We start from the raw sequence: 26,400 nt of genomic DNA on the forward strand, positions 1-26,400 counted from the left end.
GCTAGAAGCTAGAGGCTCGCAACTCAAACAAGGTTTGCCCCGCGCAGTTCGCTTTTGAGGTAGGCGTAGTAGACGGGGCCTGCCACCACGCCCGGCAGGCCGAACGCCGCTTCGAAGATCAGCATCGCCAGCAGCAGCTCCCAGGATTGGGCGCGGATCTGGCCGCCGACGATGCGGGCGTTGAGGAAGTACTCAACCTTGTGGATAAGGATCAGATACCCCAGCGCCGCCACCGCCACCCAGATCGAAATCGACAGGCCCACGATGGTGATGAGCGCGTTCGACATCAGGTTGCCGATCACCGGCAGCAGGCCCAGCAGGAAGGTCATGACGATCAGGGTTTTGGTCAGCGGCAGCTTGATGCCCAACATCGGCAGCACCACGGCCAGGAAAATCCCGGTGAAGGCGGTGTTGAGCGCGGAGATCTTGATCTGCGCGAAGACGATATTGCGAAACGCCTGCACCAACAGGTAAAGGCGGTCGAACAGAGCGGCGGCCAGAGGCTTGCGCTCGTGCAGCGCAGGGATTTGCTGCAGGGCGATGATGGCGCCCAGCACCATGCCGATCAGCAGGGTCACGAAGGTGTGAGCCGCATCGCGGCCGATCAGTTGCAGGTCGGAGAGGTGCTTGCTGCCCCAGGCGCCGATGGCCGTGCGAAATTCGGCAGCACTGGCCGGCAAGTAGGCGTCCACCGCCGGCGGCAGTTGGCCGCGGGCACGGTCGACCACAGTCATGAACTTGTCCAGCGAAGCACCGGGGTTTTCCACCTCATGCAGCACGAAGCTGATGGCGCCAGCGAATATCAGCGCCAGCACACTGACGATAAAGGTGCCGAGCAGAGCCACGGCAAGCCACCGCGCGCGGCGCCCGGCGATCAGGCGTTGCAGCTGCGGGGTGAGCATGTTCACCAGCTCGAACACCAGCAGGCCTGCCAGCAGGCTAGGCAACAATCGCAGAGGCAGTACCAGCAACAGGCCGGCAACCATGATCAGCAAACTGGCGATCTGAACGTGACGCTGGGAAAACGTGAGCATAGTGCCTCTGGTACGGCATGAGAGAGACGGCAGTCTGCCAGCCTTGCGGCAGGACAGCCAGCGCCGAACGACACCTCACCAACAGCCTGGGACCGCGGATTGAGCGGCTTTGCGGCAATTCTCGAAAAAACTGCTTACAAACCTTTAGCTCAACAGAAACATCGAACTCTCCGCGCGGGCTGTGGCTCTGAAAGAAGGACTGGGCCGCGAACGGCCATCTCGAAGGAGCGACGCCATGTACAAGCAAACATTGACCGCACTGTGCGTGGCCGGCCTGCTGGCCGGCTGTAATACCACCCCGCAAAACCCGGTGGATTTCGTCACCTATCGCAATGAGCCACTGGTCAAGCAAGTGGAAAAAGGCATGACCATGCAGCAAGTGACCGCAGTGGCCGGCCCACCCTCGACCGTGGTGGCGGGCACCGCTGGCTCGCCTGATGGCACTTGCAACAATTACATCCTCAACCGCGAAGGCCATCAGCAGCCTTACTACGTCAGCTTCGATCCCTCCGGGCACGTTGCGACCAAAGGCTTCATGACCTGCGAGCAGCGCAAGAACAACGAAAAAGCAGCAATGTAAGAGAGCGGCCCCACTTGTACCGTTCTTGCCGTTGGGCGCTGGAGGTAAAACTTTTCAGCGCCCCGGCCACTCCCATGAGAACTGATCACGCCGCCTAGAGCGAGACAGCTCCCCGTGACCATCAAGCCTTTTCTGGAGACTGAAATGACCAACGTGCAACTGACCGACAAGAACACCCTGCGTGAGCGTGCTCGCCAGCATGTGGACAACGGCGCCGTGACCGAGGGCTACCAGGCCGACCGCGAAGAGATCCTGCGCCTGCTCAATGAGTCGCTGGCCACTGAGCTGGTCTGCACCCTGCGCTACAAGCGCCACTACTTCATGGCCAACGGCCTGAAGGCGAGCATTGCCGCTGACGAGTTTCTGGAGCATGCAAACCAGGAGTCCGAGCACGCCGACAAACTCGCCGAGCGCATCGTGCAACTGGGTGGCGAGCCGGAGTTCAACCCCGACGTGCTGTCGAAGATGTCCCACGCCGAATACCGCGCGGGCAATACATTGAAAGAGATGGTGTACGAAGATCTGGTAGCCGAGCGCATCGCGATCGACAGCTACCGTGAAATCATCCAGTACATCGGCGACAAAGACCCGACCACTCGCCGTATTTTCGAAGACATCCTCGCTCAGGAAGAAGAGCACGCCGATGACATGGCGGACATCTACGAGGAGATCGAAGGCAGCAAATAAGCAGCCTTCGAGTTACACAATCGCCCGGCATTGCCGGGCGATTTGTTTTGTGGGCCTACCCGTTTGCCTCGATGAAATTCACCTCGTCGCGCGGCAAGCCGCCCTCCCACGGGCTATAGGGTGCTTCACGGCTTTGGAGGGAAGCCGGCTTGCCGGGCGCCCTTCCACCGCTTCACGGCTTTTGGTGGGAGGCCGGCTTGCCGGGCGATTGGCTTTGGGGCCTGCGTCCGTTTGCCTCGATGAAATTCACATCGTCGCTCGGCAAGCCGCACTCCCAAAGGTTGGACTTACGGCTTCACCGTTTTCGGCACTTTGCCTTCGCGCATCTGCTGCAACAGCGGGGCGCACTGGTTGGGCTCATCCCCGCTCGGTGCGACCAACGCCAGCAAGCCCGCAGCAGGCGCAACCACCGCGCCCAGCGCAACCATTCCGGCCCCGCGCAGAATCAGCGGCATGGCCTGCACGCCAGCCGAAGGCTTGGCGAACGGGCCGCGCACGTACAGCGGCGAGCGCAGCGAGATGATGCGAAAGCCCTTCGACTCCGGAGTGATCTTCATGTCCAGCTGTTCGTTCTTGAAGTTGGCTGTGCCATCTACATAGATAACAGCGTTCTCGGTATCGAACACAAACAGGTTTGTGTTGGCCAGGCCGTCCTTGATGCCGATATCAGCCGCGGCACAGTTGATCTTCACCTCTTTGTCGCCAAAGATCTTGCCCATGATGTAGTTACCCACGTTCAGGCCGGCGATCTCCATCAGGTCGCGGCTCACGGCACCGTCATTGATCACTGTGCGCAACTTGCCGTTGGCACCGCCGAGCAACGCTGCGACCGAGTTGCCGCTGCCGGCGATGTCGGCATCGCCGTTGAGCTGGCCGAAGCTGGTGCGCATGGGTTCGAAGTCCGGGAACAGCTGCTTGAGCTGGAAGCCGCGGGCCTTGAGCTGCGCCTGCGCTTGCAGCGGCGTCGCCCGGCCGTTGAGTGTGGCGCTGGCTTCGAGCTTGCCGCCGGCCATGCCGAAGTTCAGCGGCTGCAGGCTGAGCTTGCCGTCGTCGAGGATGATGTGCGTGTAGAGGTTGTCGAACGGCAGCTTCTCGCTTTTGACGATGCGCTTGCCAGTGAACTCGACGTCCGCATCCATGGCGCGCCAGCGATCGGTGCGGAACTCCTCGACCGGCAATACCTTACCGGTTGGCTGCTTGCTGGCACCGCCCCGGGCCTTCTGTTCCTGGTTCGAATCAGCCCCGATCAGCGGAGCGAGGTCGGAGAACAGCAGTTGGTTGGACTGCAACTTGCCGCTCAATTTCGGGCGGGGCTTGCCGGCGACGAACGCCAGGTCGCCGTGGATATCGCTGTCGCCGATCTTGCCGTTGAAGCCCTGGTACTGGAAATTCGCGCCGGCCGGGTCGTGAAGCTTGGCGACCAGGCGGCCGTCGGTTGCATAGGGCGGAGTGTCTGGCAGCGTGACGCCAGTGAGCGGGTAGAGGTTGCCCAGGCTGCTGCCGGCAAGCTTGAGCTGAAGGTCCAGCGCGCCGAGGTTGCGCGGGTCGGTCAAGGTGCCCACCACCTGCGCTTCGGTCTTGGCAATGCTCACACGCACTTGCACCGGAAACGGCTGCCTGGCGTCCTGCAGCGCCAGCAGGCCACCGACCTTACCGTCGCCGTCCAGAGGCATGCCCTTGTAATGGCCCTTGACCTTGAAGGCGAACGCGTAGTCCTGCGCATTGGCGCCACTGTCGCGCACGCTTTTGGCGGCGCCACTCTTGCCGGCCAGCTCGCTGAAGGGTACCGGCTTGCCAAGCGGATCGATCACCACGTCGGCGTCAGTGTTGAGGACCTGGTCGTTGTAGATCACATGGCCCTTGTCGAACTTGATCGCACCGATGTCGACCACCCATTTCGATGGTTCTGCGTTCGGGTCTTTAGGCCCGAAGTCGAACGTCCAGTTGTCACGGCCCTCCTTGAGGCGGAACAGCTCTGCATTGGGCTCGGTCAGGTCAATACGCGGGATCACGACCCGCTGCGCCAGCAACGGCAGGGGCGACAAGCGGAATTCGATCTTCTTCAGGCCTGCCATTTGCGGCTTCTGCGACCAGTCCGGGTTGCCCAGCGTGATGTCCTCGGCGACGAAACGCGGCCATGGTACCCAGGCGCGCCAACCGCCCTCTTCCTGTTCGCGCGCCCAATGCACTGCCAGGTTGCCATTGATCGCGAAAGGCCGGTGCAGCGCCTCGGAGACTTTGGCATTAAGAGTGGGCTTGATGCGGTTCCAGTCGAACGTTGCGATGAAGATCACCACGGCAACAATCAGCAGGACGAGAACCGCGGCGGTCCAGGACAGAATCTTTTGGGGCCGCGTCATGGCGGGTACTCCTTGTAAAAAAGCTTGAAGCTTAGAGCGCTGCGGGTTGCCAGCGGTTCGGCTCGATGATCGATACCACAGGTTTTTCGATAGAGGCGGCCGCACCGGCGCAGCGCAAAAAGTTCCTCGGCGCCCGGTAACAGGGCATTTCCGGAAGACCTTACCCTTTGATTAACCGAGCATTTACACAACAATCAATTCTGTTGATTGTTACCATTCTACCTATCGACTTTTGTATCGAAATACTGGGCGTAACATCTGCTCTGTGAACGACATTCAGCCCTTTTACGGAGCAACACTCATGAAACGCCAAATCCTTGCCCTGACCCTCTCTGCCATCGCCGCCAGCGTGATTGGCCTTCAAAGCGCCCAGGCTCGTAGCCTCTCCCACGACAGTGCTCAAGTGGAAACCACCACTTACACGCTGGTCGCTCAGGACGGTGCTGACCGCAGCCTCAACAGCGTCGCCCAAGACGGCGCCGATCGCACTCTGAACAGCGTTGCCCAGGACGGCGCCGACCGTACCCTGAACAGCGTTGCACAGGATGGCGCTGATCGTACTTTGAACAGCGTCGCTCAAGATGGCGCCGATCGCACGCTGAACGCCGTCGCTCAGGACGGTGCCGATCGTCAGCTTAGCGACGTTGCATGATCGCCTTGGCATGTAACGCCTCGACACGCCCGGCCCACAATGGCCGGGCTTGTACTTTCTGAGCACCCGCCACACCAGCCCATCCGATTTTGTTACATTGCGCCCCATGATCAGTCATGAACGCGCCGCCGCCCCTCTGTCCGCCCGCGCCGAGCAAAAACGCCAGACCCGCCAGGCCCTGCTGGACGCCACGCTGAATTTGATCGCCAGCGGCAAGGCCTTCGGAACCCTGAGCCTGCGCGAAGTCGCTCGGGCCTCCGGCATCGTGCCTACCGGTTTCTACCGCCATTTCGATGACATGGACGCTTTGGGCCTGGCCCTGGTGAATGAAGTCGGCGAAGCCTTCCGCGACACCATTCGCCTGGTGCGCCACAACGAGCTGGTGCTTGGCGGCCTCACCGACGCTTCTGTGCGTATCTTTCTGGACGCGGTCGACAGCCACCGCGCCCACTTTCTGTTCTTGGCGCGCGAGCAGTTCAGCAGCTCGGCACGGGTGCGACAGGGGCTATTGCGGTTACGTTCGGCCATCAGCTCCGACCTGGCGGCAGACCTCTCACGCATGCCGCGTTGGGCGCATCTGGATCGACCGTCGCTGGAAGTGATGGCCGACCTTGTAGTCAAAACGGTCTTCGCCACACTCCCCGAACTGCTTGAACCCGAAGGGCGCGACGGCACGGGCCTGGCGCCGGCCGACAAGATCCGCCAGCAGCTGCGCTTCATCTTCATCGGTGCCAAGCACTGGCCAGGTTTGGCGAGGCTGGCGCCGTGAAGGTGGCGATCTGGTACAGTGCGCGCTTTCGCTTTTCGCGCGACTGACGACCATGCCCGCCCAGACTTCCCTCCCTGCCGTTTTCCAGCGGGTTCACCGCCACTTCCTGGAACAGGTCGTCCCACTGTGGGAGGGCCCGGGCTGGAACGCGAGCCTGAGCCTTGCCTATGAAGCTCTGGGCCGCGACCTGGCGCCAATGCCGGTGCAACGCTACCGCGCCATGGCCTGCGCCCGGCAGTTGTTCCTGTTCACGTGCCTGAGCGAGCGCGAAGGCGCTGCGGAACGCGCCGCTACTCTGTTCCGCTCACTCGACCAATATTTTCTCGATGCCAGCCACGGCGGCTGGTTCTACAGCGTCGACGCTCGATCGCAGCCGCTGGATCGCAGCAAAGACCTGTACACCCATGCTTTCATCGTATTCGCCAGCGCTCACTACCTGGGCCTGGTGCGCACGGAGCAGGCTCAGGCACGGCTGGATGCCGCGCTGGCGGTGATTTTCGAACGATTTGCCAGTGGCGACGGCCTGTACTGGGCGGCGCTGGCCGAAGATTGGTCGAGCCTGGGCCAGGGCCCGCTGCAAAACCCGCTGATGCACCTGGCCGAAGCATTCCTTGCCGTGCTCAAGGTGCGCTCGGATGCACACTGCGAGGCCGCATTGGTCGCGCTATGCGACGCAATGCACGCGCAGTTCATCGACCCTGAGCACGGTGTGCTGATGGAAAAGCCGGCCGGCAGCCAGGGCAACTGGTTCGAACCCGGCCACCAGTTCGAGTGGTACTACCTGCTCAAAACCTCGCCGCTATTGAGCACGCACCCACTGTGTGCGCAGCTCGACAAAACCTTTGCCTACAGCGAGCGCATCGGTGTGGATAACGGCCACGTGCTGGCAATGCTGGCGGCCGATGGGGAGGTGAAAGACCCGACCCGGCGCATCTGGGCGCAGGCGGAGTACCTTCGCGCCCTCACTGTGCGCGAAAGCGCAGCCGGTCAGGTGCTTGAGCAACTCAGGCACTTTCAAGCGCACTACCTGCCTGCAGACGGCTGGTACGAATGCCGAGACGGCAAGGGAGAGGTGAGCCGGCATGACATGCCGTCCACCACCCCCTACCACCTCGCCACCGCCTACGCAGCCCTCAGCGATTACGGTCGATAGCGAAGCCGGCCCAGGACTGGCTCACCGGCATGATCTCCAGGCTGTTGATGTTCAGGTGCGCTGGCTGGTTCATGATCCAGAAGATGGTGTCTGCAATGTCTTGCGGCTGCACAGGCTCGGCGCCTTTGTAGGTGGCGTCGTACTTGCTCTGGTCGCCATTGAAGCGCACCAACGAAAACTCGCTTTCGCACAGGCCCGGCTCAAGGTTGGTTACCCGCACGCCAGTGCCTTGCAAATCACAGCGCAGGTTCAGCGAAAACTGCCCTACGAACGCTTTGGTGGCTCCATAAACGTGGCTGCCCGGGTAGGGATAATTGCCGGCGACCGAGCCCAGGTTAACGATGCTGGCGCCACGGCCGTGGGCGATCAAGCGTGGTAGCAGCAAGCGAGTCGCGTAGATCAGGCCTTTGACGTTGGTATCGACCATGGTGTCCCAGTCATCCAGGGAGCACTTGGGCGCAGGGTCCGTGCCCAAGGCCAGGCCTGCGTTGTTGATCAGGCCGGCCAGCTTATCGAATGGCGCTGGAAGGCCCTCGATGGCCGCTTCCATGGCTGCACGGTCACGCACATCCAGCACCAGCGGCAGCACCTGGGTTTTCTCGCCCAACTCACGGGCGAGCGCTTCGAGGCGGTCCTGGCGGCGGCCGGTGAGCACCAGTGCCCATCCAGCGTCTGCAAAGCGCCGCGCGCAGGCCTCGCCAAAGCCGGATGTGGCGCCAGTGATGAAGACGGTAGAAGCCATGCTGTTCTCCTTTAGTGGGTGCCGGTTCGGGCCAAGCGTTACAGAATGCATCGCTCAGGCACATCGCAGCAAGGCTGGCCCGCTATATGAACAAAAAATGACCAGCACTCTGAAAGCCTTGGTATGCAAGGCTCGGCGGGCCTTTCACCCAGTTTATCCACAGCCAGTTCCACAAAAACCGTGAGCAACATTGCTGCGGCAATATTCGCTCGAGATCTGCTGCCCATCGTTTGGCTGAAAATTTTCAGCTTGACCCAGGCACAAAGTGGCGCTCCACCGCCGGCCCTCGGAAAAGCCATTGACTTTCGAAGGCCTTGAAAATAGCCACTCGGGAAACTCTGCCCAAACCTTTCCCACAGAGTTATCCACAGGATGCGACAGCACTGTTACTGGATATTAAACCAGTTGACAAATTGAACCCTGAGGTATGAACACGAACACTGATCAAAAAACAACCACCCCTCTACAAGCCACGGCTCACGGGGGGTGTGGCCGTGTGCTACCAAGTTGCTAACAGGTGATTGCACACTTTTGGGGGATAACCAGGATGGCCTGCCTGAGCGCGAAAACCGCGCCCAAACGTCGCATTGCGAGGTATTTTTCAAAAGGTTTTCCACATTCAGCCTCCCTCGCATTGCACGAGGGAGGCATCGGTCAATGCCCGCCCAGATAGGCGTTGCGCACATCGTCGTTAGCCAGCAGTTCCTGCCCGGTTCCGGTCATGCGAATCTGGCCGTTGACCATCACGTACGCCCGGTCAGAAAGCTTGAGCGCATGGTTGGCGTTCTGTTCCACCAGGAAGATGGTCATGCCGGTCTTGGCCAACTCGCGCAGCGTGGCGAAGATCTGCTTGACCACAATCGGTGCGAGCCCGAGCGATGGCTCATCGAGCAGCAGCAGCTTGGGCCGGCTCATCAATGCCCGGGCGATGGCGAGCATCTGCTGCTCGCCGCCTGACATCGTCATCGCACGCTGATTGCGCCGCTCCTTGAGCCTGGGGAACAACTCGAACATGCGCTGCATGTCCTCGCTGGCATGGCGATCTCCGATGGGGATGGTGCCCATCATGAGGTTTTCTTCCACGGTCATGTCGGGAAACACCCGCCGCCCCTCAGGGGATTGAGCAATGCCGTTAGAGGCGATGTAGTGCGGGGTTTTGCGAGTGATGTCGGTGCCGTTGTAAAGGATCTGCCCCGACGTCGCACGGGGCTGCCCGAAGATCGACATCAGCAGCGTCGACTTGCCCGCGCCATTGGCGCCGATCAGGCTCACCGTCTCGCCCGGCTGAATGTGCAGCGACACCTTGCGCAGCGCCTGCACCGGGCCGTAGAACGCGTCCACATCGCGAAACTCGAGGATTGCGCCACTCATGCCACTTCCTCCTCGTCCGCACCCAGGTAGGCGGCGATCACTTTCGGATCATTGCGGATGTCTTCAGGTTTGCCTGCAGCGATCACGTTGCCGTGATCCAGTACCACGATGTCGTCGGAAATGCTCATCACCATGCCCATGTCATGCTCGATCAACACCACGGTCATGTCGTGGTGGTCACGCAGATGGCGGATCATCCCGCTCAGCGCTTCGGTTTCCTGAGGGTTGAGGCCCGCTGCTGGCTCATCCAGGCAGATGATCTGTGGACGCGTGCACATGGCCCGGGCAATCTCCAGGCGGCGCTGCTGGCCATAGGAAAGCTCCCCGGCAAGGCGATTGGCGTGGTCTACCAGGTCGACTACCTCCAGCCAGTAGAACGCTGTGTTGAGCGCATCTTCCTCGGCACGGCGGTAGCCGGGTGTATTGAGGATGCCGGCCACCAGGTTGCGGTTGACCCACATGTGCTGAGCCACCAGGAGGTTTTCCACCACCGACATCTCTTTGAACAGGCGGATGTTCTGAAAGGTACGCGCCATGCCGGCGCGGTTCACCAGGTGAGTACCACCGAACATCTTGTAATACAGCCGGCTGCCAAAGCGCGCGGGTGAGACGAAGTCGGCGCCCTGGAACGGCTCGCCCAGCAGCTTGATCACGTCCACCTGGCGGCCCCTGGCGTTGAGGTGGATCTTGCCGCCGGTGGCCCGGTAGAAGCCGGTGAGGCAGTTGAACACGGTGGTCTTGCCGGCGCCGTTGGGGCCGATCAAAGCAAAGATCGAATTGCGCCTGACCTGCAGGTTCACATCGGCCAGCGCCTTGATGCCACCGAACTGCATCATCAGGTGCTCGACGGACAGAATGATATCGTCGCTCATGGCGCCACTCCTTTGCGCGGGGTTACGCCGGTTCGGCCAACTCGGATCAGGCCGCGCGGCCGCCAGATCATCATCAGCACCATCATGATGCCCAGCAGCAGAACCCGGTATTCACCGAAGCTGCGCAGCAGCTCGGGCATGGTGCTGAGCACGAACGCTGCGATCACCACGCCAAGGGTCGAGCCCATGCCGCCCAATACCACGATGGCCAGAATCAGCGCCGACTCGAAGAAGTTGAATGAGGTTGGGTTGACGAAACCTGCGTAGCTGGCGAAGAACACGCCCGCGATACCCGCCGTGGAGGCGCCGAGGGTGAATGCGGAGAGTTTCACCAGCACGTGGTTCAGGCCCATCGCGCGGCAGGCGATTTCATCCTCGCGCAGCGCTTCCCAGGCACGCCCGACCGGCATGCGCGTCAGGCGGTGCTTGATGTACAGCACCAGCAGCACGATGAGAAACAACACACCGTAGAGGAAGACGAACTTGAGGTCACCGTTATAGGCGAAGCCGAAATACTCATGGATAGGCACCCCACCATCCTTGGCGCGGCGGCCGAACTCCAGGCCCAGCACTGTCGGCGATGGCACCGGCAGGCCATTGGGGCCGCCGGTGAAGTCGATCCAGTTGTTCAGCACAAGGCGAATGATCTCGCCAAAGCCCAGCGTCACGATGGCCAGGTAATCGCCGTGCATGCGTAACACCGGAAAGCCCAGGATGCAGCCCGCCAGCGCTGCTGCGATGGCGGCCAGCGGGATCGCGGACCAGAACCCCAGGCCCAGGTACTGATAGCCCAGCGCCAGGCCATAGGCGCCGATGGCGTAAAAGCCTACGTAGCCCAGGTCCAGCAGGCCGGCCAGGCCCACCACGATGTTCAGGCCCAGGCCCAGCAGCACGTAGATCAGGCCGATGATCACCACACCCAGCAGGTACTTGTTGGCGAACACCGGGAATACCAGTGCGATCACGATCATCAGCGGAATGATCCAGCGCAGGCGGCTCTTGTAGTCCGGCGGGCGCACGTGCACGCCGGCGCCGCCGCCTTCCAGGCTGTGCTGCATGGCCTTGCCTGCAGGCAGTTGCAGAAACAGGCTCAGCACGCCGCGGCCCGCCATGACGGCCAGCACCATCCAGGCGGTGCGCACGGGTTCGGTGGTGAACGTGTAACCGTCGAGGACCACGCCCATGACCGGGCCGAACACGATCAGCGCCATCAGGCCGGCGATGACCGCGTCGACGAGAACCTTCTTGAAATCGATAGGTGTTTGCTTGGTGGTTTCCATGATTTACACCTTCGTCACCAGCGGGCGGCCCAACAGGCCTTGGGGGCGGAAAATCAGGATCAGCACCAGCAGCGCGAAACTGAACACGTCTTTGTAGTCGGAATTGACCAGCCCGGAGAACTGCGACTCGGCCACCCCCAGGATCAGGCCACCGAGCATCGCACCCGGCAGCGAGCCGATACCGCCCAGCACTGCGGCAGTGAACGCTTTGATGCCGATGATGAAGCCTGCGTAGAAGTCGAAGGTGCCGTAGTTCATGGTCACCAGCACGCCGGCAAGGGCCGCCATGGAGGCGCCGATGATGAACACGTAGGAAATCACCCGGTCGGTGTTGATGCCCAGAATGGAGGCCATCTTGCGATCTTGCTGGGTAGCGCGGCACATCCGCCCCAGGCGGGTGTACTTGATGATGTAGGTGAGGATCGCCATGCCAGCGAACGCCGCGATGATGATGAACGCCTTGGTGTAGCTCAGTTGCACGAAGCCGGTGCCCACATCGAAGCGCCAGCCGCCTTCGAGCAGGGTCGGCACGCCTTGCTGGCGGGAGCCCTGGCTGAGCTGCACGTAGTTCTGCAGGATCAGCGAGATACCGATCGCACTGATCAACGGTGCCAGCCGCGTGGAGTTACGCAGCGGCTTGTAGGCCACCCTTTCGATGGCCAGGCCGTAGGTGGCGGTGACCACGATGGTGAATGCAAGGGTACCGAGGATCAGGAACGGGAAGGATTCCACCCCAAAGAAGGAAAGTACCGCCAGGCCGATGGCCGAGAGGTAGCAAGAGACCATATAAACATCGCCATGGGCGAAGTTGATCATGCCGATGATGCCGTAGACCATCGTGTAACCGATGGCGATCAGCCCGTAGACCGACCCCAGGGTCAGGCCATTGACCATTTGCTGCAGAAAGATACCGTCCATCTTGCGCTCTCGTGTACCGGGTGGGCTGCCACCCGCGGGCACGGGCCGAAGGCCCGGCGGGCGACCGGTGGCAGTTGAGGCAAAGGTTGCGGGCTGAGGCGGTAGCGCGGCGGGTTGGCCGCGCGCCGCCTGCATGGTTATTTTTGCTGTTCGAGCTGCTTGTACTTGCCGTCTGCGTTCCACTGATACACGACGTAGTCGGAGACTTTCAGGTCGCCCTTGCCGTCCCAGGTTTTCTCGCCCATCACGGTTTTGACAGGGTTGGCCTTGAGCCACTTGGCAGCGTCTTCACCCTTGTCGGACTTGGCGCCAGCGAAGCCCGCAGCCAGGGCCTGTACCGAGGCGTAGGCATACAAGGTGTAGCCTTCAGGCTCATAGCCGGTCTTGCGGAAGCTATCCACAACGGCTTTGGAGTCCGGCACCATGCGCGGGTCGGCGCCGAAGGTCATGTACACGCCATCGACGTATTGTTTGCCGCCTGCGGTGGTCACCAGCTCATCGGTCACGATGCCGTCATCGGACATGAACTTCACATCCTTCAGGCCTTGCTCACGCAGTTGGCGAACCAGCGGGCCGGCTTCAGGGTGCAGGCCACCGAAGTACACAACCTCGGCACCGGAGGCGCGGATCTTGGTCACCAGGGCGCTGAAGTCTTTCTCGCCACGGGTCAGGCCTTCTTCAAGCACAGGCTTCACACCGCGCTTGGTAAGTTCGGCAGAGGTGGCGTCAGCCAGGCCCTTGCCGTAGGTGTCCTTGTCGTTGATCACGGCCACTTTCTTGGCCTTGAGCACATCGACGATGTAGTCGCCGGCGACCACGCCTTGCTGATCATCACGGCCGCACATGCGGAACACTGCCGACAGGCCACGCTCGGTCACGGTGGGGTTGGTTGAGCCAGGGGTGATGACAATCACGCCGGCGTCGGCATACACCTCGGAGGCAGGGATGGTAGAGGACGAGCAGAAGTGCCCCACCACACCCTTGACCTTGTCCTGATCCACCAGGCGGTTCGCTACAGCCACGGCCTGCTTGGGCTCGCACGCGTCGTCGCCCTTGACCAGCACGATCTTCTCGCCGTTTACCCCACCCGCAGCGTTGATCGCATCCGCAGCGGCCTGCGCGCCCTTCATGTATTGCTCGCCAAACGAGGCGTTGGCACCGGTCATCGGGCCTGCCACGCCGATCTTGATGTCAGCCTGGGCAACGCCCGCGGTGCCGAGCGCGGCGGTGACAGCCAGCGCCAAAAAGCCTTTTGCGTAAAACGATTGCGACATGAGTGGTGCTCCTGATCATTATGGTTGGCACTACAACTTCAAGCGAACAGCTTCGGAGCAAGCGCCGTGCCATTGCTTTGAAGACTCGCCGAAAGTCTAGTGGGCAGCGGCAGTGAGCGGCGGGCATTGGCCATAGGTAACGGGACGTGCAACCGTCTAACTCCGAGGCGGTAGCACCCCGCACACCAAAAGGAGCAACTACAAAATGCCACTATTGCAACCGGGCACTTCGGACAAGTGCAACCCGATGGCCTGGGAGTGTTGTCACCTAAGTGCACAGTCGCGGTGCGCCACTGCTACGCCGCGCACTGTTTCGCCCACTTGCCGGCACCCTCAAGCATAGTGGCCGCGGCGCCATTACGCGGATGCATGAGTGTGTTGCCCTGATCCGGGGCACGCAGGTCTCGTCTGATGGAAATAGTGCTGGCCAGAGCGTCGGCAAATATGAGCAACTGTCGCTTTTGGAATGCCCGTCGGAGCCCTCATGACCGATAGCCCATTCGCCGATCGCCTGGTGCAGAACCTGCTCGACACAGATCTGTACAAGCTCTCGATGATGCAGGCCGTGCTGCACAACTATCCCAACGTCGAAGTGGAGTGGGAGTTCCGCTGCCGCAACGGCGAAGATCTTCGGCCTTACCTTGGCGAAATCCGCCATCAGCTCGAGCGCCTGGCGGAACTGGCACTGGACGATCAGGAGATGGCCTTCCTGGAAGGCATCAGTTTCATGAAGCCGGATTTCCTGCGCTTTCTGCGGCTGTTTCGCTTCAATCTGCGCTATATCCAGGCCGGCATCGAGAACGACCAGCTGTTCATTCGGCTGCGTGGGCCATGGTTGCACGTGATCCTGTTCGAAGTGCCATTGCTGGCGACAGTCAGCGAAGTGCGCAACCGTTACCTGCACCCGGATGTCGGGGTGCAAGACGCACTTGACCAACTCCATCGCAAGTTCGACTGGCTGCGCGCCAGCGCCAGTGCCGATGAGTTGGCAGGCTTGCAACTGGCTGACTTCGGCACACGCCGGCGCTTTTCATACAAGGTGCAGGAAGCCGTGGTGCGGGGGCTGCAAAGCGATTTCCCGGGGCGGTTCGTCGGCACCAGCAACATGCATCTGGCGCGGGTACTGGGGCTCAGGCCGCTGGGCACCATGGCGCATGAGTGGGTGATGGCTCATCAACAGCTGGGCCCGCGCTTGATCGACAGCCAGATCGCCGCCTTGGACTGTTGGGTGCGAGAGTACCGAGGGCTGCTCGGTATCGCCCTGACCGACACCATCACCATGGATGCCTTCCTGCGCGATTTCGACCTTTACTTCGCCAAACTCTTCGACGGCCTGCGCCACGATTCGGGTGATCCGCTGGCATGGGGAGAAAAGGCTATCGCCCACTACCGCAAGCTTGGCATCGACCCGCAGACCAAAACGCTGGTGTTCTCCGACGGGCTGGACCTGAAGAAGATGCTGGCCATCTACCGCGCGCTGCACGAGCGCATCAATGTGAGCTTCGGCATCGGCACCAGCCTGACCTGCGACATACCCGGCGTCACGCCCATGAGCGTGGTGATGAAGATGACCGACTGCAACGGCCAACCGGTGGCGAAGATTTCCGATGAAGCCAACAAGACCCAGTGCCGCGACGAGAACTTCGTGTCTTACCTGCGGCACGTCTTCAAGGTGGGCGCTTAGTCCACCAATTTGATGTCGCCTTTCATCTGGAACATGTGCGCCGGGTAGCTGCAGAAGAAGGTGTAACTTTCACCGGCGTTGAGTTTGGAGACATCGAAAGTGACAGAGGCTTTTTCCCCGGCGCCGATCATTTTCGTATGAGCGATGACGCGGTCATCGCCGGGTTTGAGGTAGTCGCTGTCCAGCCCGGCGCTCATGCCGTCCTGGCCGACCGCTTCCATGTCCCCTGCCTTGCTGAGCACCCAGTTATGGCCCATCACCTGCTTGGGCAGGCTGCCGGAGTGAGTGAGGTTCACGGTGAAGGTGCTGCAGCTTTTGCTGATGGAGATCTGTTGGGTGCTGTAGGTCATGGTGTCAGTGGAGTCGACAGTGACTTCGCACTCGGCTGCCATGGCCGAAACGCTGAGCAGCGTGAGCGTGGTGAACAAAGCGGCTTTGGTGAACATCGGTGTGCTCCAGAGCTGAAACGGCTCTATCAGGGAAATCGAAACATTTAACGAGCGTCATGATGCCTTGGTGGTCTACCGTCAACAACATCGACAGCAGGAGCCACGGTCATGAGCACATTGCTACAGAGTTTTCTTGCCGCTTACGCCAGCGCCGCCAGCGGCTGTGATTTTTCCGTTCAGAGCTGATGCAGTACCCTGTGCGGCTTGCACAGGAGAACTGCCATGGCTTTGAAATCCGTTTGCGTATTCTGCGGCGCCAGCAGCGGCACCAACCTCGCTTACAGTGAGGCCGCCAGGCAACTGGGGCGCGTGTTGGCCGAACGGGGACTGACGCTGGTCTACGGCGGCGGCAAAGTGGGGCTGATGGGCGTTGTCGCCGATGCCGCAATGGCTGCCGGTGGCGAGGTGATCGGGATCATCCCCGAGGCGCTCAAGGCGTTGGAGGTCGGCCATGCCGGGCTGTCACGCCTTGAAGTGGTGGATGGAATGCACGCGCGCAAAGCGCGCATGGCCGAGCTGTCCGACGCTTTCATCGCCTTGCCGGGTGGGCTTGGCACGCTGGAGGAGCTGTTCGAGGTCTGGACGTGGGGCCAGTTGGGGTACCACGGCAAGCCGCTGGGGCTGTTGGAGGTCAATGGCTTCTACGAGAAGCTCACCGGTTTTCTTGACCATTTGGTAGCGGAGAACTTCGTGCGCCAGGAGCATCGGGCGATGCTGCAGTTGGGGCATGAGGCCGATGGCTTGATCGATGGGTTGGAGCGGTGGGAGCCGACGGTGCTGCCCAAGTGGACGGATCGCATGCCTGATTGATTGAGGGCTGCTTGTCGCGCGGCAAGCCGCCCTCCCACCGTAAAACTCGGCCTGAACGTCGCGCGGCGAGCCGTTCTCCCCCGGGTGTTGTGGGAGGCCGGCTTGCCGGGCGACGCTCGGGCCTTGAGCTCAGCGAGGCAGAACAGGCTGGCGCGCCGGTTTTTTCTTGCCCTTGGTGGCAGGCTGGCCACGCTTCTCCTGCTGGCGCCGCGCCTCAGCCGCCGCCTTGGCTTCCTCCCGCTTGCTCCAAGGCTTGCTGCCATCACTGGCGCGCGGCGGCAGGCCGGTATGCTGGGTGAGCACCTTCTGGCCACCGCCCGCTTTGTGGCTGCCGGCAGGTGTCGAGTTCTTGCGCCGGGCACTGTGGTAGCTGTCGGTCTCGGGCTGATGCAGCGGAATCAACTGGTGCTTGCCCGGGCCAATCAGGTCGGCACGGCCCATGCGCTGCAATGCTTCACGCAGCATCGGCCAGCCTTTCGGGTCGTGGTAGCGCAGGAACGCTTTGTGCAAACGGCGCTGCTCATCGCTTTTGACGATCTCCACGCCTTCACTCTTGTAAGTCACCTTGCGCAGCGGGTTCTTGCCCGAGTGGTACATCGCTGTGGCCGAGGCCATGGGCGAGGGGTAGAACGCCTGCACCTGGTCGGCGCGGAAACCGTTGCCCTTGAGCCAAAGCGCCAGGTTCATCATGTCTTCATCGGTAGTGCCCGGGTGGGCAGCGATGAAGTAAGGAATCAGGTACTGCTCCTTGCCGGCTTCCTTGGAGAACTTCTCGAACATGCGCTTGAAGCGGTCATAGCTGCCGATGCCTGGCTTCATCATCTTGTCGAGTGGGCCACGCTCGGTGTGCTCCGGCGCGATCTTCAGGTACCCGCCCACGTGGTGGGTTACCAGTTCCTTGACGTACTCGGGCGACTCGACCGCCAGGTCGTAACGCAGGCCCGAGGCGATCAGGATCTTCTTCACACCCGGCAAGGCACGTGCCTTGCGGTAAAGCTCGATCAGCGAGCTGTGATCAGTGTTGAGGTTCTCGCAGATGCCAGGGAACACGCATGAAGGCTTGCGGCAGTGCTTCTCGATGTCCGCGCTTTTGCAGGCGATGCGGTACATGTTCGCGGTCGGGCCGCCGAGGTCGGACACCACACCGGTAAAGCCTGGCACCTTGTCGCGCATTTCTTCGATTTCACGGATGATCGAGTCGTGCGAACGGTTCTGGATGATCCGGCCTTCGTGCTCGGTGATCGAGCAGAAGGTGCAGCCACCGAAGCAGCCGCGCATGATGTTCACCGAGAAGCGGATCATCTCGTAGGCAGGGATCCGCGCCTTACCGTAGGCCGGGTGCGGTACGCGCGCATATGGCATGCCGAACACGTAGTCCATTTCTTCGGTGGTCATGGGAATGGGCGGCGGGGTGAACCACACGTCCACATCGCCATGCCTTTGCACCAGCGCCCGAGCGTTGCCGGGGTTGGTTTCCAGGTGCAGCACGCGGTTGGCGTGCGCGTAGAGCACCGGGTCGTTGCGTACTTTTTCGAACGACGGCAGGCGGATTACCGTCTTGTCGCGGGCAATGCTCGGGCTGGGCAGCAGCTGCACCACCTTGGCCTCGCTGGGGTCTTCAACCTCGCCCTTGGCCTGCTCGATGGCGCAGGCCTGGGTGTCCTGCGTGTTGACGTAGGGGTTGATGATCTTGTCGACCTTGCCCGGCCGGTCGATACGGGTAGAGTCCAGCTCGAACCAGCCTTCGGGCGTATCACGGCGCACGAAGGCAGTGCCGCGGATGTCGGTCATCGCTTCGATCGGCTCACCGGCCGCGAGGCGCTGGGCCACTTCGACCACTGCGCGCTCGGCATTGCCGAACAGCAGGATGTCGGCGCTGGCATCGATCAGGATCGAGTGGCGGACCTTGTCCTGCCAATAGTCGTAGTGGGCGATGCGCCGCAGCGAGGCCTCGATGCCGCCCAGCACGATAGGCACATGCTTGTAGGCTTCCTTGCAGCGCTGGCTGTACACAAGGCTGGCGCGGTCCGGGCGTGAGCCGGCCTGGCCGCCAGGGGTGTAGGCATCGTCGGAGCGGACTTTCTTGTCGGCCGTATAGCGGTTGATCATCGAATCCATGTTGCCGGCAGCAACGCCAAAGAACAGGTTCGGCTCCCCCAGCTTCATGAAGTCATCTTTCGACTGCCAGTCGGGCTGGGCAATCACCCCTACACGAAAGCCCTGAGCCTCCAGCAGCCGGCCGATGATCGCCATGCCGAACGATGGGTGATCGACGTACGCATCGCCGGTGACGATGATGATGTCGCACGAATCCCAGCCCAACTGATCCATCTCTTCCCGGCTCATGGGCAGGAAAGGTGCTGGCCCGAAACACTCGGCCCAGTATTTGGGATAGTCGAACAACGGCATGGCGGCTTGCATGGCTAGCACCGGTCAGTTAGGCAATGGGTTTTGAAATAACGCGAGGGCGCGCAAGATAGCACAAAAAATAACCAAAAACAGCCAGGAAGCTACGAGCTGCAAGCTTCAAGCCGCAAGCTGATCACCATACGCCGCAGCTCTGCGCTCACTTGAGGCCCGCAGCTGGAAACTCGCAGCTGCCTCTATTCGTCATCGAACTGGTAACTGCCAGGGGCGAGGTTTTCGAAGCGGGTGTATTTACCGATGAAGGCCAGGCGCACGGTGCCGATGGGGCCGTTACGCTGCTTGCCGATGATGATCTCGGCTACGCCCTTGTGCTCGGTCTCGGGGTGATACACCTCGTCTCGGTAGACGAACATGATCACGTCGGCGTCCTGCTCGATCGCTCCGGATTCCCGCAAGTCGGAGTTCACAGGGCGTTTATTGGGGCGCTGCTCCAGGGAGCGGTTGAGCTGGGAAAGCGCGATCACCGGGCAGTTGAATTCCTTTGCCAGCGCCTTGAGCGAGCGCGAAATCTCGGAAATCTCGTTGGTACGGTTGTCGCCACTGGAGCCAGGGATCTGCATCAGCTGCAGGTAGTCGACCATGATCATGCCCACCTCGCCATGTTCACGCACGATGCGGCGGGTGCGGGCGCGCATTTCCGATGGGCTGATGCCGGCGGTGTCATCGATGAACAACTTGCGGTCGTTGAGCAGGTTCACTGCACTGGTCAGGCGCGGCCAGTCGTCGTCTTCGAGCTTGCCGGTACGGACCTTGGTCTGATCGATGCGGCCCAGCGATGAGAGCATCCGCAGCACCAGCGAATCGCCTGGCATCTCCAGCGAGTAGACCAGCACCACCTTGTCGGTGCGCATCAACGCGTTTTCCACCAGGTTCATGGCGAAAGTGGTCTTACCCATCGAAGGCCGGCCGGCCACGATGATCAGGTCCGAAGGCTGCATACCGCTGGTCTTGTCGTCCAGGTCGGCGAAGCCGGTGGTGAGGCCCGTGATGGCGGCATCGGTGTTGAACAAGGTATCGATGCGGTCGATGGCCTTGGTCAGCAAGTCGTTCACCCCGACCGGGCCGCCCGTTTCAGGCCGCGCCTCGGCGATCTGGAAGATCTGCCGTTCGGCTTCATCAAGGATTTCACCGGCGTTGCGGCCTTCCGGGTTGAAGGCGCTGTCGGCGATATCGTTGCTGATGCTGATCAGCTGGCGCAGCGTGGCACGCTCGCGAACGATCTGGGCATAGGCCTTGATGTTGGCCACCGACGGGGTGTTGCGCGCCAGGTCACCCAGGTAGGCGAGCCCGCCTGTCTGGCTGCCCTGCCCTTCACGGTCGAGTTGCTCGGAAAGCGTGACCACGTCGAACGGCTGGTTCTGCTCGGCGAGCTTTGCGATAGCGCGGTAGATCAAACGGTGGTCATGGCGGTAGAAATCGCCGTCCGAAACCTGGTCCAGCACCCGCTCATAGGCATTGTTGTCCAGCATCAAGCCACCGAGCACGGCCTGTTCGGCCTCGATGGAGTGCGGCGGGACCTTCAACGCAGCGGTTTGCAGGTCGAATTGTTCGGGCGAGGAAATCTCGTTCATGGCCACGGGAATTCTTTAGGGGTAGAAAAACATGAAGGCGCGCATCGCATAAGCGAGCGCGCCTTCATCTTATTAGCCTGCCAGAGGGAATACCACCGGCGGGCTAAATGCCTGAGGGCAATCAGGCAGCGACAACGACCACGCGAACGGTGGCTTCAACGTCGCTGTGCAGGTGCACGGCTACGTCGTATTCGCCAACGTGACGGATGGTGCCGTTCGGCAGACGAACTTCGGCTTTAGCCACTTCGACGCCGGAGGCGGTCAGGGCATCAGCGATGTCGTGGGTGCCGATCGAACCGAACAGCTTGCCTTCATCGCCAGCGGTGGCGGTGATGGTGACTTCCAGCTCTGCCAGTTGGGCAGCGCGGGTCTCAGCCGAAGTTTTCTTGTCGGCGGCCAGTTTTTCCAGCTCGGCGCGGCGGGCTTCGAACGAGGCGATGTTCGCTTCGGTCGCAACGGTAGCCTTGCCTTGCGGCAGCAGGTAGTTACGGCCGTAACCACCTTTTACGCTTACTTTGTCGCCCAGGTTGCCCAGGTTGGCGATTTTTTCCAGCAGGATCAGTTCCATTTGGTATTAACCTCTTAACTTTTAACCTTCACCGTTCGCGGGGCCTTTGTCAGTGCCTCCAGGAGGCGCCAGGCGGCCGCGAAAATCAATCAGGCTGTCGACTATGGCCAGAAGCACCAGCAATGGATAGATAGCCTGCATGAACACGACAAGCATCAAGTACAACCCAACCAGCCAGAACCGGCCCAGCTTGCCCATCGCCACCAGCCCATGCATCAGGGCCAGCGCAGCGAACATCAGTGGCACACTGCACAACGGCGTGAGCATGGCGACCTGGGCACCGAACTGCGGCCCCACCAGCATCAACGCCAACAGCACCAGGGCCACGGCGCCGGGGATGCGAACCGCGCGAAACTCGCGGCCGAACCCACCGGGGTTATACAAGGTTGCTTGCCAGTAGCGGCCCAACATCAGGGCCAGCACACTGCACGCTTGCAGCACCGACGCTATCAAACCGTTGAGTACCGGGGCGATCAACGCCTCAAGGCGAGCCTGCTCCTCCAGCGTCAATCGCTGGTAGGCCCCCTCGAGCACCTGTGGCAGATGGGTTTGCACCATCTGCGCCAGGTCGTCGATCGGCTCGCGAAACACCGAGCCCAGGACCACGCCATACACCAGGCCAAGCCCGATGCTGGCAAGCAGCACGCGGCTCCAGGGCCAGCCGGCGCGCAACAGCTGCGCCAGCGCGACAGAACCAAGCAACACCATCAAGGTGCGCGGCTCGCCGAAATACCACCAGACCAACGCCGGCAGCAGGCCCCAGGCCAGGACGCCGAAAGCGCCCTCGAACCCCCGCCGCAGCAGCACAAGGCACGCAGCGGCAGCACTCAACCAGAACAACAGCGGCAATGCCGCACAACCAGCCACCACGAGGGTGGCCTGCACGCGACCGCGCATGATGAAATCAGCCAACGGGCGCATGGATCTATCCTTTTACTGCGTACTCAAGCCTGGTCTCAGCGGCCGTGGCTGTCGGTGTAAGGCAGCAGGGCCAGGAAGCGGGCGCGCTTGATAGCGGTAGCCAGCTGACGCTGATAACGGGCTTTGGTACCGGTGATGCGGCTAGGAACGATCTTGCCGGTTTCGGATACGTAAGCTTTCAGGGTGTTGAGATCCTTGTAATCGATCTCTTTGACGTTTTCTGCGGTGAAACGGCAGAATTTACGACGGCGGAAGAAACGTGCCATTTAACAGGCTCCTCTAAAGATCCGTGGATTACTCGTCAGCGTTGTCGTTGCTGTCGCTGTTATCGCTGTCGTCGCCTTCGGCGCTGTCAGCGTTCTCAGGACGCTCGCGACGCTCACGGCGCTCGCTGCGGTTCTCTTCAGCCTTCAGCATCTCGGATGGGCCGGTGACGGCTTCATCGCGACGGATGATCAGGTTGCGGATAACGGCGTCGTTGTAGCGGAAGTTGTCTTCCAGCTCGGCCAGGGCCTTGCCGGAGCACTCGACGTTCAGCATCACGTAGTGAGCCTTGTGAACGTTGTCGATTGCGTAGGCCAGTTGGCGACGGCCCCAGTCTTCCAGACGGTGGATCTTGCCACCTTCTTCTTCGATCAGCTTGGTGTAGCGCTCAACCATGCCGCCGACTTGCTCGCTCTGATCCGGGTGGACCAGAAAGATGATTTCGTAATGACGCATGAATGCTCCTTACGGGTTGTAGCCTGCCGCTTGCGCGATCAGACAAGGAGTGGATGTTCTCTAGCCTGCCTCGATGCGAGGCAGGGCAGACCCTGCCGCGACGGGCAAGGCGCGCAATTGTAGAGAAGGGTGCGAGGTGAAGCAAGGAAAACTGGCGATTATTTGAGCAACGGCCGGCGTTGGCGCACGGCCTCGAACAGGCACACGCCAGCGGCTACCGAAACGTTCAGGCTGCTGACACTGCCGCCCATGGGCAGCTTGACCAGGTAATCGCAATGCTCGCGAGTGAGCCTGCGCATGCCTTTGCCTTCTGCGCCCATCACCATCACCAGCGGGCCGGTGAGGTCCTGATCGTAGATCAGCGTCTGCGCTTCGCCGGCCGTGCCTACAACCCAGAGCCCGCGCTGCTGGAGCTTCTCCAGCGTACGCGCGAGGTTGGTGACCGCCACCAGCGGCACCACCTCAGCCGCGCCACAGGCGACCTTGCGAACCACCGCAGTAAGGGTCGCAGACTTGTCCTTGGGCACGATCACTGCGGTCACGCCGGCAGCATCGGCACTGCGCAGGCAGGCGCCGAGGTTGTGCGGGTCGGTCACGCCATCCAGCACCAAAAGGAGCGGCGGAGTTTCACTGCGCTCGAGCAGCTCTTCGAGCATCGCCTCGCCCCAGACCTGGCTGGGGCTAACGTCGGCAACCACGCCCTGGTGAACACCTTCGACCCAGGTGTCCATTTCTTTGCGGTCTACCGCACCTACCGTGACGCGGTATTGACTGGCCAGCTCAAGCAACGCCTGAAGGCGCGGTTCGCTGCGCCCTTCGGACAGCCAGATCTGCTTGACGCGCTTGGGATGGTGGCGCAGCAGCGCTTCAACGGCGTGGACGCCGTAGATTTTTTCCAGCTGGCTCATGCTTTACCTTTACTGCTGCTGCGCGACTTCGATGTGCCTTTGCGATGCTTCGTCGGCTTGGCGTCAGTTGCCTTCTTGCTCGAAGCCGGCTTGTTGCCGCCGTGGCGCGCTTCCGACATCAGCGCCTTCTTCATCTCGCGGCTCTTGCGCACTTCGGTGTTGTTGGCGATGGCGTGGGACGAATGGTAGGCATCGGCCACGGCAGGGTCCTTGTCGGCCTTGCGCTTGCGCGCTTTGGCAGGCTCCGCAGGCTCGGCGGCCGGCAACTCGTCGAAATGCGATTGCGGATTGGCAGGAGCAGACTCTTTCTTGGCGCCCCGCTTGCGCGGCTCATTCTTCGAGGACGGGTCTGCCAGCTCGAAGTCGATCTTGCGCTCGTCGAGGTCGACCCGCATGACCCGCACTTCGACGGTGTCACCAAGGCGGAAACTGCGACCAGTCCGCTCGCCGGTTAGGCGATGGTGCACCTGATCGTAGTGGTAATAGTCGCCCGGCAGTGCCGAAACATGCACCAGGCCCTCGACGTAGATGTCCTTGAGCTCGACGAACAGGCCAAAGCCGGTGGTCGCGGTAATCACGCCCGGGAAGCTTTCGCCCACGCGGTCGCGCATGTATTCGCACTTGAGCCAGTTCACCACATCACGCGTGGCTTCATCGGCACGCCGCTCGGTCATCGAGCACTGCTCGCCCAGTTGCTCCAGCGCCGGCTCATCGTACGGATAAAGCTTCGCCTTGGGCACGCTCGCAGCGCCCGCACGCACTACATGCGGGGTTTCGCGACGCGAGCGGATCACGCTACGAATGGCGCGGTGCACGAGCAGGTCGGGGTAGCGGCGGATCGGCGAGGTGAAGTGGGTGTACGCCTCGTAGTTCAGGCCGAAGTGGCCATTGTTCTGCGATGTGTACACCGCCTGGCTGAGCGAGCGCAGCATAACGGTCTGGATCAGCTGGAAGTCCGGGCGATCCTTGATGCTTGCAAGCAACTGCTGGTAGTCCTTGGGCGTCGGGCCGTCCTTGCCCTTGTGCAGGGACAAGCCCAGCTCGCCAAGGAAAGCGCGCAGTTTTTCCAGGCGCTCCGGGGGTGGGCCGTCGTGGACGCGGTAAAGCGCAGGGATCTCGTGCTTCTGGAAGAATGCTGCGGTTGCGACGTTGGCCGCCAGCATGCATTCCTCGATCAGCTTGTGCGCATCGTTGCGCTGGGTCGGGCGGATCTCGGCGATCTTGCGCTCGGCACCGAAGATGATGCGGGTTTCCTGCGTCTCGAAGTCGATGGCGCCACGCACGTGGCGCGCACCTACCAGCACCTTATAGAGCGCATGGAGCTGCTTGAGGTGCGGCACGACCTCGGCATATTCCTCGCGCAGGCCCTTGGCCTCACTGGTACGCGTATGCTCGAGCATGGTGCTGACCTTGTTGTAGGTCAGCCGTGCATGTGAATGGATAACCGCTTCATAGAACTTGTAGTCGACCATCTGGCCGGCCTTGTTCATGGTCATCTCGCAAACCATGGCCAGGCGATCGACTTTCGGGTTCAGCGAACACAGCCCGTTGGAGAGTTCTTCGGGCAGCATCGGCACCACGCGCTCGGGGAAGTACACCGAGTTGCCGCGCACCTGCGCCTCGTCATCGAGCGCAGACCCCACCTTCACATAGCTGGACACGTCGGCGATGGCTACATACAGGCGCCAGCCACCGCTGAACATCTTGAGCTTGCCCAAAGGCTCGCAATATACCGCGTCATCGAAGTCCCGAGCGTCTTCGCCGTCGATGGTCACGAAAGGCAGCCCGCGCAGGTCGACGCGGTGCTCCTTGTGTTTTTCCTCGACGAAGGACTTGAGCTTGGAGGCCTCGCGGGTTACACCCTCAGGCCATACATGGGGAATATCGTAGCTGCGCAGGGCAACGTCGATTTCCATGCCCGGCGCCATGTAGTTGCCCAGCACCTCGACCACGTCACCCTGGGCCTGGAACCGTGGGGTTGGCCAGTGAGTGATGCGGATTTCGACGAACTGGCCGATCCTGGCGCCGTTGTTGCGGCCATGAGTGACCAGTACTTCCTGCTGCACTTTCGGGTTGTCTGGCTGCACGAAGCCGATGCCGCCTTCTTCGAAGTAGCGGCCAACGATCGTTTCGTGGCCACGGCTGACGACCTCGACCAGCGCCCCTTCGCGGCGGCCACGGCGGTCCGTACCGGAAACCCGCGCCAAGGCGCGGTCACCGTCGAACACCGTGCGCATCTGGGCAGGGCTGAGAAACAGGTCGTCGCTGCCATCGTCAGGAATCAGGAAGCCGAAGCCGTCGCGATGGCCACTGACGCGACCGGCGATCAGGTCGAGCTTGTCGACCGGTGCGTAAGTGCCCCGGCGGGTGAAGATCAACTGAGCATCACGCTCCATGGCGCGCAGGCGACGGCGCAACGCTTCGATCTGGTCTTCTTCGCGCAGGCCGAATTCATCGGCCAGCTGTTCACGACTGGCGGGCGAGCCACGATCAGCCAGGTGCTGGAGGATCAATTCGCGGCTAGGGATGGGATTGTCGTATTTTTCCGCTTCGCGAGCGGCCTCGGGATCGAGGGACTGCCAGTCGGCCATTAGATAAGGTTCACCTTGTGCATAGTGCGGGTTAGTGTGGCATAGCTGCATTGAAACCG

At 61.5% G+C, this 26,400-nt stretch carries 24 protein-coding genes; 7 read left to right on the forward strand and 17 right to left on the reverse strand.

What is annotated here, in order from left to right; all coding sequences use genetic code 11:
- Window positions 1-23 precede the first annotated feature (23 nt).
- Window positions 24-1,034, reverse strand: a complete 1,011-nt coding sequence (locus LN139_RS19605) for an AI-2E family transporter (protein WP_236355732.1) — start codon at window positions 1,032-1,034, stop codon at window positions 24-26.
- Between the two features lie 235 nt (window positions 1,035-1,269).
- On the opposite strand from LN139_RS19605, the gene osmE reads away from it, so the two are divergent.
- Both osmE and LN139_RS19615 read left to right on the forward strand, forming a co-directional pair.
- A complete protein-coding gene (osmE, locus tag LN139_RS19610; protein ID WP_236355733.1) occupies window positions 1,270-1,614 on the forward strand; it encodes an osmotically-inducible lipoprotein OsmE in 345 nt (114 codons plus the stop codon).
- 144 nt (window positions 1,615-1,758) lie between these two features.
- Window positions 1,759-2,301 carry a ferritin-like domain-containing protein gene (locus tag LN139_RS19615; RefSeq protein ID WP_236355734.1) on the forward strand — a complete coding sequence of 181 codons (543 nt, stop codon included), beginning with the start codon at window positions 1,759-1,761 and terminating at the stop codon, window positions 2,299-2,301.
- A gap of 287 nt (window positions 2,302-2,588) precedes the next feature.
- Here the strand turns inward: LN139_RS19615 and LN139_RS19620 are convergent, their stop codons facing one another.
- Window positions 2,589-4,661, reverse strand: coding sequence for an AsmA family protein (locus LN139_RS19620; RefSeq protein WP_236355735.1), 2,073 nt, complete (start codon window positions 4,659-4,661; stop codon window positions 2,589-2,591).
- A 301-nt stretch (window positions 4,662-4,962) separates the two neighbouring features.
- Between LN139_RS19620 and LN139_RS19625 the strand changes: the two genes are divergently transcribed.
- From LN139_RS19625 to LN139_RS19635, 3 genes are all read left to right on the forward strand, one after another.
- Entirely contained in the window at window positions 4,963-5,313 is a 351-nt protein-coding gene (locus LN139_RS19625; protein WP_236355736.1) for a hypothetical protein, read from the forward strand.
- A gap of 136 nt (window positions 5,314-5,449) precedes the next feature.
- A complete protein-coding gene (locus tag LN139_RS19630) occupies window positions 5,450-6,082 on the forward strand; it encodes a TetR family transcriptional regulator (RefSeq protein ID WP_329611054.1) in 633 nt (210 codons plus the stop codon).
- A 52-nt stretch (window positions 6,083-6,134) separates the two neighbouring features.
- A complete protein-coding gene (locus LN139_RS19635; RefSeq protein WP_236355739.1) occupies window positions 6,135-7,235 on the forward strand; it encodes an AGE family epimerase/isomerase in 1,101 nt (366 codons plus the stop codon).
- On the opposite strand, the gene LN139_RS19640 is transcribed toward LN139_RS19635, so the two are convergent.
- The 6 genes from LN139_RS19640 to LN139_RS19665 form a co-directional block, all read right to left on the reverse strand.
- Window positions 7,216-7,977: an SDR family oxidoreductase gene (locus LN139_RS19640; RefSeq protein WP_236355741.1), complete on the reverse strand. Its 762-nt coding sequence runs from the start codon at window positions 7,975-7,977 to the stop codon at window positions 7,216-7,218. The genes LN139_RS19635 and LN139_RS19640 overlap by 20 nt on opposite strands.
- A gap of 654 nt (window positions 7,978-8,631) precedes the next feature.
- A complete protein-coding gene (locus LN139_RS19645; protein WP_236355742.1) occupies window positions 8,632-9,348 on the reverse strand; it encodes an ABC transporter ATP-binding protein in 717 nt (238 codons plus the stop codon).
- A complete protein-coding gene (locus tag LN139_RS19650; RefSeq protein ID WP_236355751.1) occupies window positions 9,345-10,220 on the reverse strand; it encodes an ATP-binding cassette domain-containing protein in 876 nt (291 codons plus the stop codon). The genes LN139_RS19645 and LN139_RS19650 overlap by 4 nt, the downstream gene beginning before the upstream one ends.
- Window positions 10,217-11,500, reverse strand: a complete 1,284-nt coding sequence (gene livM / locus LN139_RS19655) for a high-affinity branched-chain amino acid ABC transporter permease LivM (RefSeq protein WP_236355752.1) — start codon at window positions 11,498-11,500, stop codon at window positions 10,217-10,219. The genes LN139_RS19650 and livM overlap by 4 nt, the downstream gene beginning before the upstream one ends.
- Window positions 11,501-11,503: 3 nt before the next feature.
- The gene (locus LN139_RS19660; RefSeq protein WP_236355759.1) at window positions 11,504-12,418 is read right to left on the reverse strand and encodes an ABC transporter permease subunit; all 915 of its coding nucleotides are present in this window, start codon (window positions 12,416-12,418) and stop codon (window positions 11,504-11,506) included.
- 137 nt (window positions 12,419-12,555) lie between these two features.
- On the reverse strand, window positions 12,556-13,692 hold the full coding sequence (locus tag LN139_RS19665) for an ABC transporter substrate-binding protein (RefSeq protein WP_236355760.1): 1,137 nt from the start codon (window positions 13,690-13,692) through the stop codon (window positions 12,556-12,558).
- A gap of 484 nt (window positions 13,693-14,176) precedes the next feature.
- Between LN139_RS19665 and pncB the strand changes: the two genes are divergently transcribed.
- A complete protein-coding gene (pncB, locus tag LN139_RS19670) occupies window positions 14,177-15,376 on the forward strand; it encodes a nicotinate phosphoribosyltransferase (RefSeq protein WP_236355761.1) in 1,200 nt (399 codons plus the stop codon).
- Here the strand turns inward: pncB and azu are convergent.
- Entirely contained in the window at window positions 15,373-15,822 is a 450-nt protein-coding gene (azu, locus tag LN139_RS19675; protein WP_236355762.1) for an azurin, read from the reverse strand. The genes pncB and azu overlap by 4 nt on opposite strands.
- Before the next feature lie 225 nt (window positions 15,823-16,047).
- Here azu and LN139_RS19680 point away from each other — a divergent pair, with 225 nt between their 5' ends.
- The gene (locus LN139_RS19680) at window positions 16,048-16,635 is read left to right on the forward strand and encodes a TIGR00730 family Rossman fold protein (protein ID WP_236355769.1); all 588 of its coding nucleotides are present in this window, start codon (window positions 16,048-16,050) and stop codon (window positions 16,633-16,635) included.
- Window positions 16,636-16,764: 129 nt separating this feature from the next.
- On the opposite strand, the gene LN139_RS19685 is transcribed toward LN139_RS19680, so the two are convergent.
- From LN139_RS19685 to rnr, 8 genes are all read right to left on the reverse strand, one after another.
- A complete protein-coding gene (locus LN139_RS19685; RefSeq protein WP_236355771.1) occupies window positions 16,765-19,056 on the reverse strand; it encodes a YgiQ family radical SAM protein in 2,292 nt (763 codons plus the stop codon).
- 182 nt (window positions 19,057-19,238) lie between these two features.
- Window positions 19,239-20,633 (reverse strand): replicative DNA helicase, encoded by a 1,395-nt coding sequence (gene dnaB, locus LN139_RS19690; RefSeq protein ID WP_236355773.1) that lies wholly within the window; start codon window positions 20,631-20,633, stop codon window positions 19,239-19,241.
- A 121-nt stretch (window positions 20,634-20,754) separates the two neighbouring features.
- Window positions 20,755-21,201: a 50S ribosomal protein L9 gene (gene rplI / locus LN139_RS19695; protein ID WP_236355778.1), complete on the reverse strand. Its 447-nt coding sequence runs from the start codon at window positions 21,199-21,201 to the stop codon at window positions 20,755-20,757.
- Window positions 21,202-21,222: 21 nt separating this feature from the next.
- Window positions 21,223-22,122 (reverse strand): hypothetical protein, encoded by a 900-nt coding sequence (locus LN139_RS19700; protein WP_236355780.1) that lies wholly within the window; start codon window positions 22,120-22,122, stop codon window positions 21,223-21,225.
- Between the two features lie 35 nt (window positions 22,123-22,157).
- Window positions 22,158-22,388, reverse strand: coding sequence for a 30S ribosomal protein S18 (gene rpsR / locus LN139_RS19705; protein WP_040260021.1), 231 nt, complete (start codon window positions 22,386-22,388; stop codon window positions 22,158-22,160).
- 28 nt (window positions 22,389-22,416) lie between these two features.
- On the reverse strand, window positions 22,417-22,842 hold the full coding sequence (rpsF, locus tag LN139_RS19710) for a 30S ribosomal protein S6 (RefSeq protein WP_097089059.1): 426 nt from the start codon (window positions 22,840-22,842) through the stop codon (window positions 22,417-22,419).
- Between the two features lie 158 nt (window positions 22,843-23,000).
- Window positions 23,001-23,750 carry a 23S rRNA (guanosine(2251)-2'-O)-methyltransferase RlmB gene (gene rlmB, locus LN139_RS19715; protein ID WP_236355781.1) on the reverse strand — a complete coding sequence of 250 codons (750 nt, stop codon included), beginning with the start codon at window positions 23,748-23,750 and terminating at the stop codon, window positions 23,001-23,003.
- The gene (gene rnr / locus LN139_RS19720) at window positions 23,747-26,341 is read right to left on the reverse strand and encodes a ribonuclease R (protein ID WP_236355782.1); all 2,595 of its coding nucleotides are present in this window, start codon (window positions 26,339-26,341) and stop codon (window positions 23,747-23,749) included. The genes rlmB and rnr overlap by 4 nt, the downstream gene beginning before the upstream one ends.
- Between the last annotated feature and the right edge of the window lie 59 nt (window positions 26,342-26,400).

The organism is Pseudomonas sp. KNUC1026 (genome assembly GCF_021650705.1).
GTDB lineage: Bacteria > Pseudomonadota > Gammaproteobacteria > Pseudomonadales > Pseudomonadaceae > Aquipseudomonas.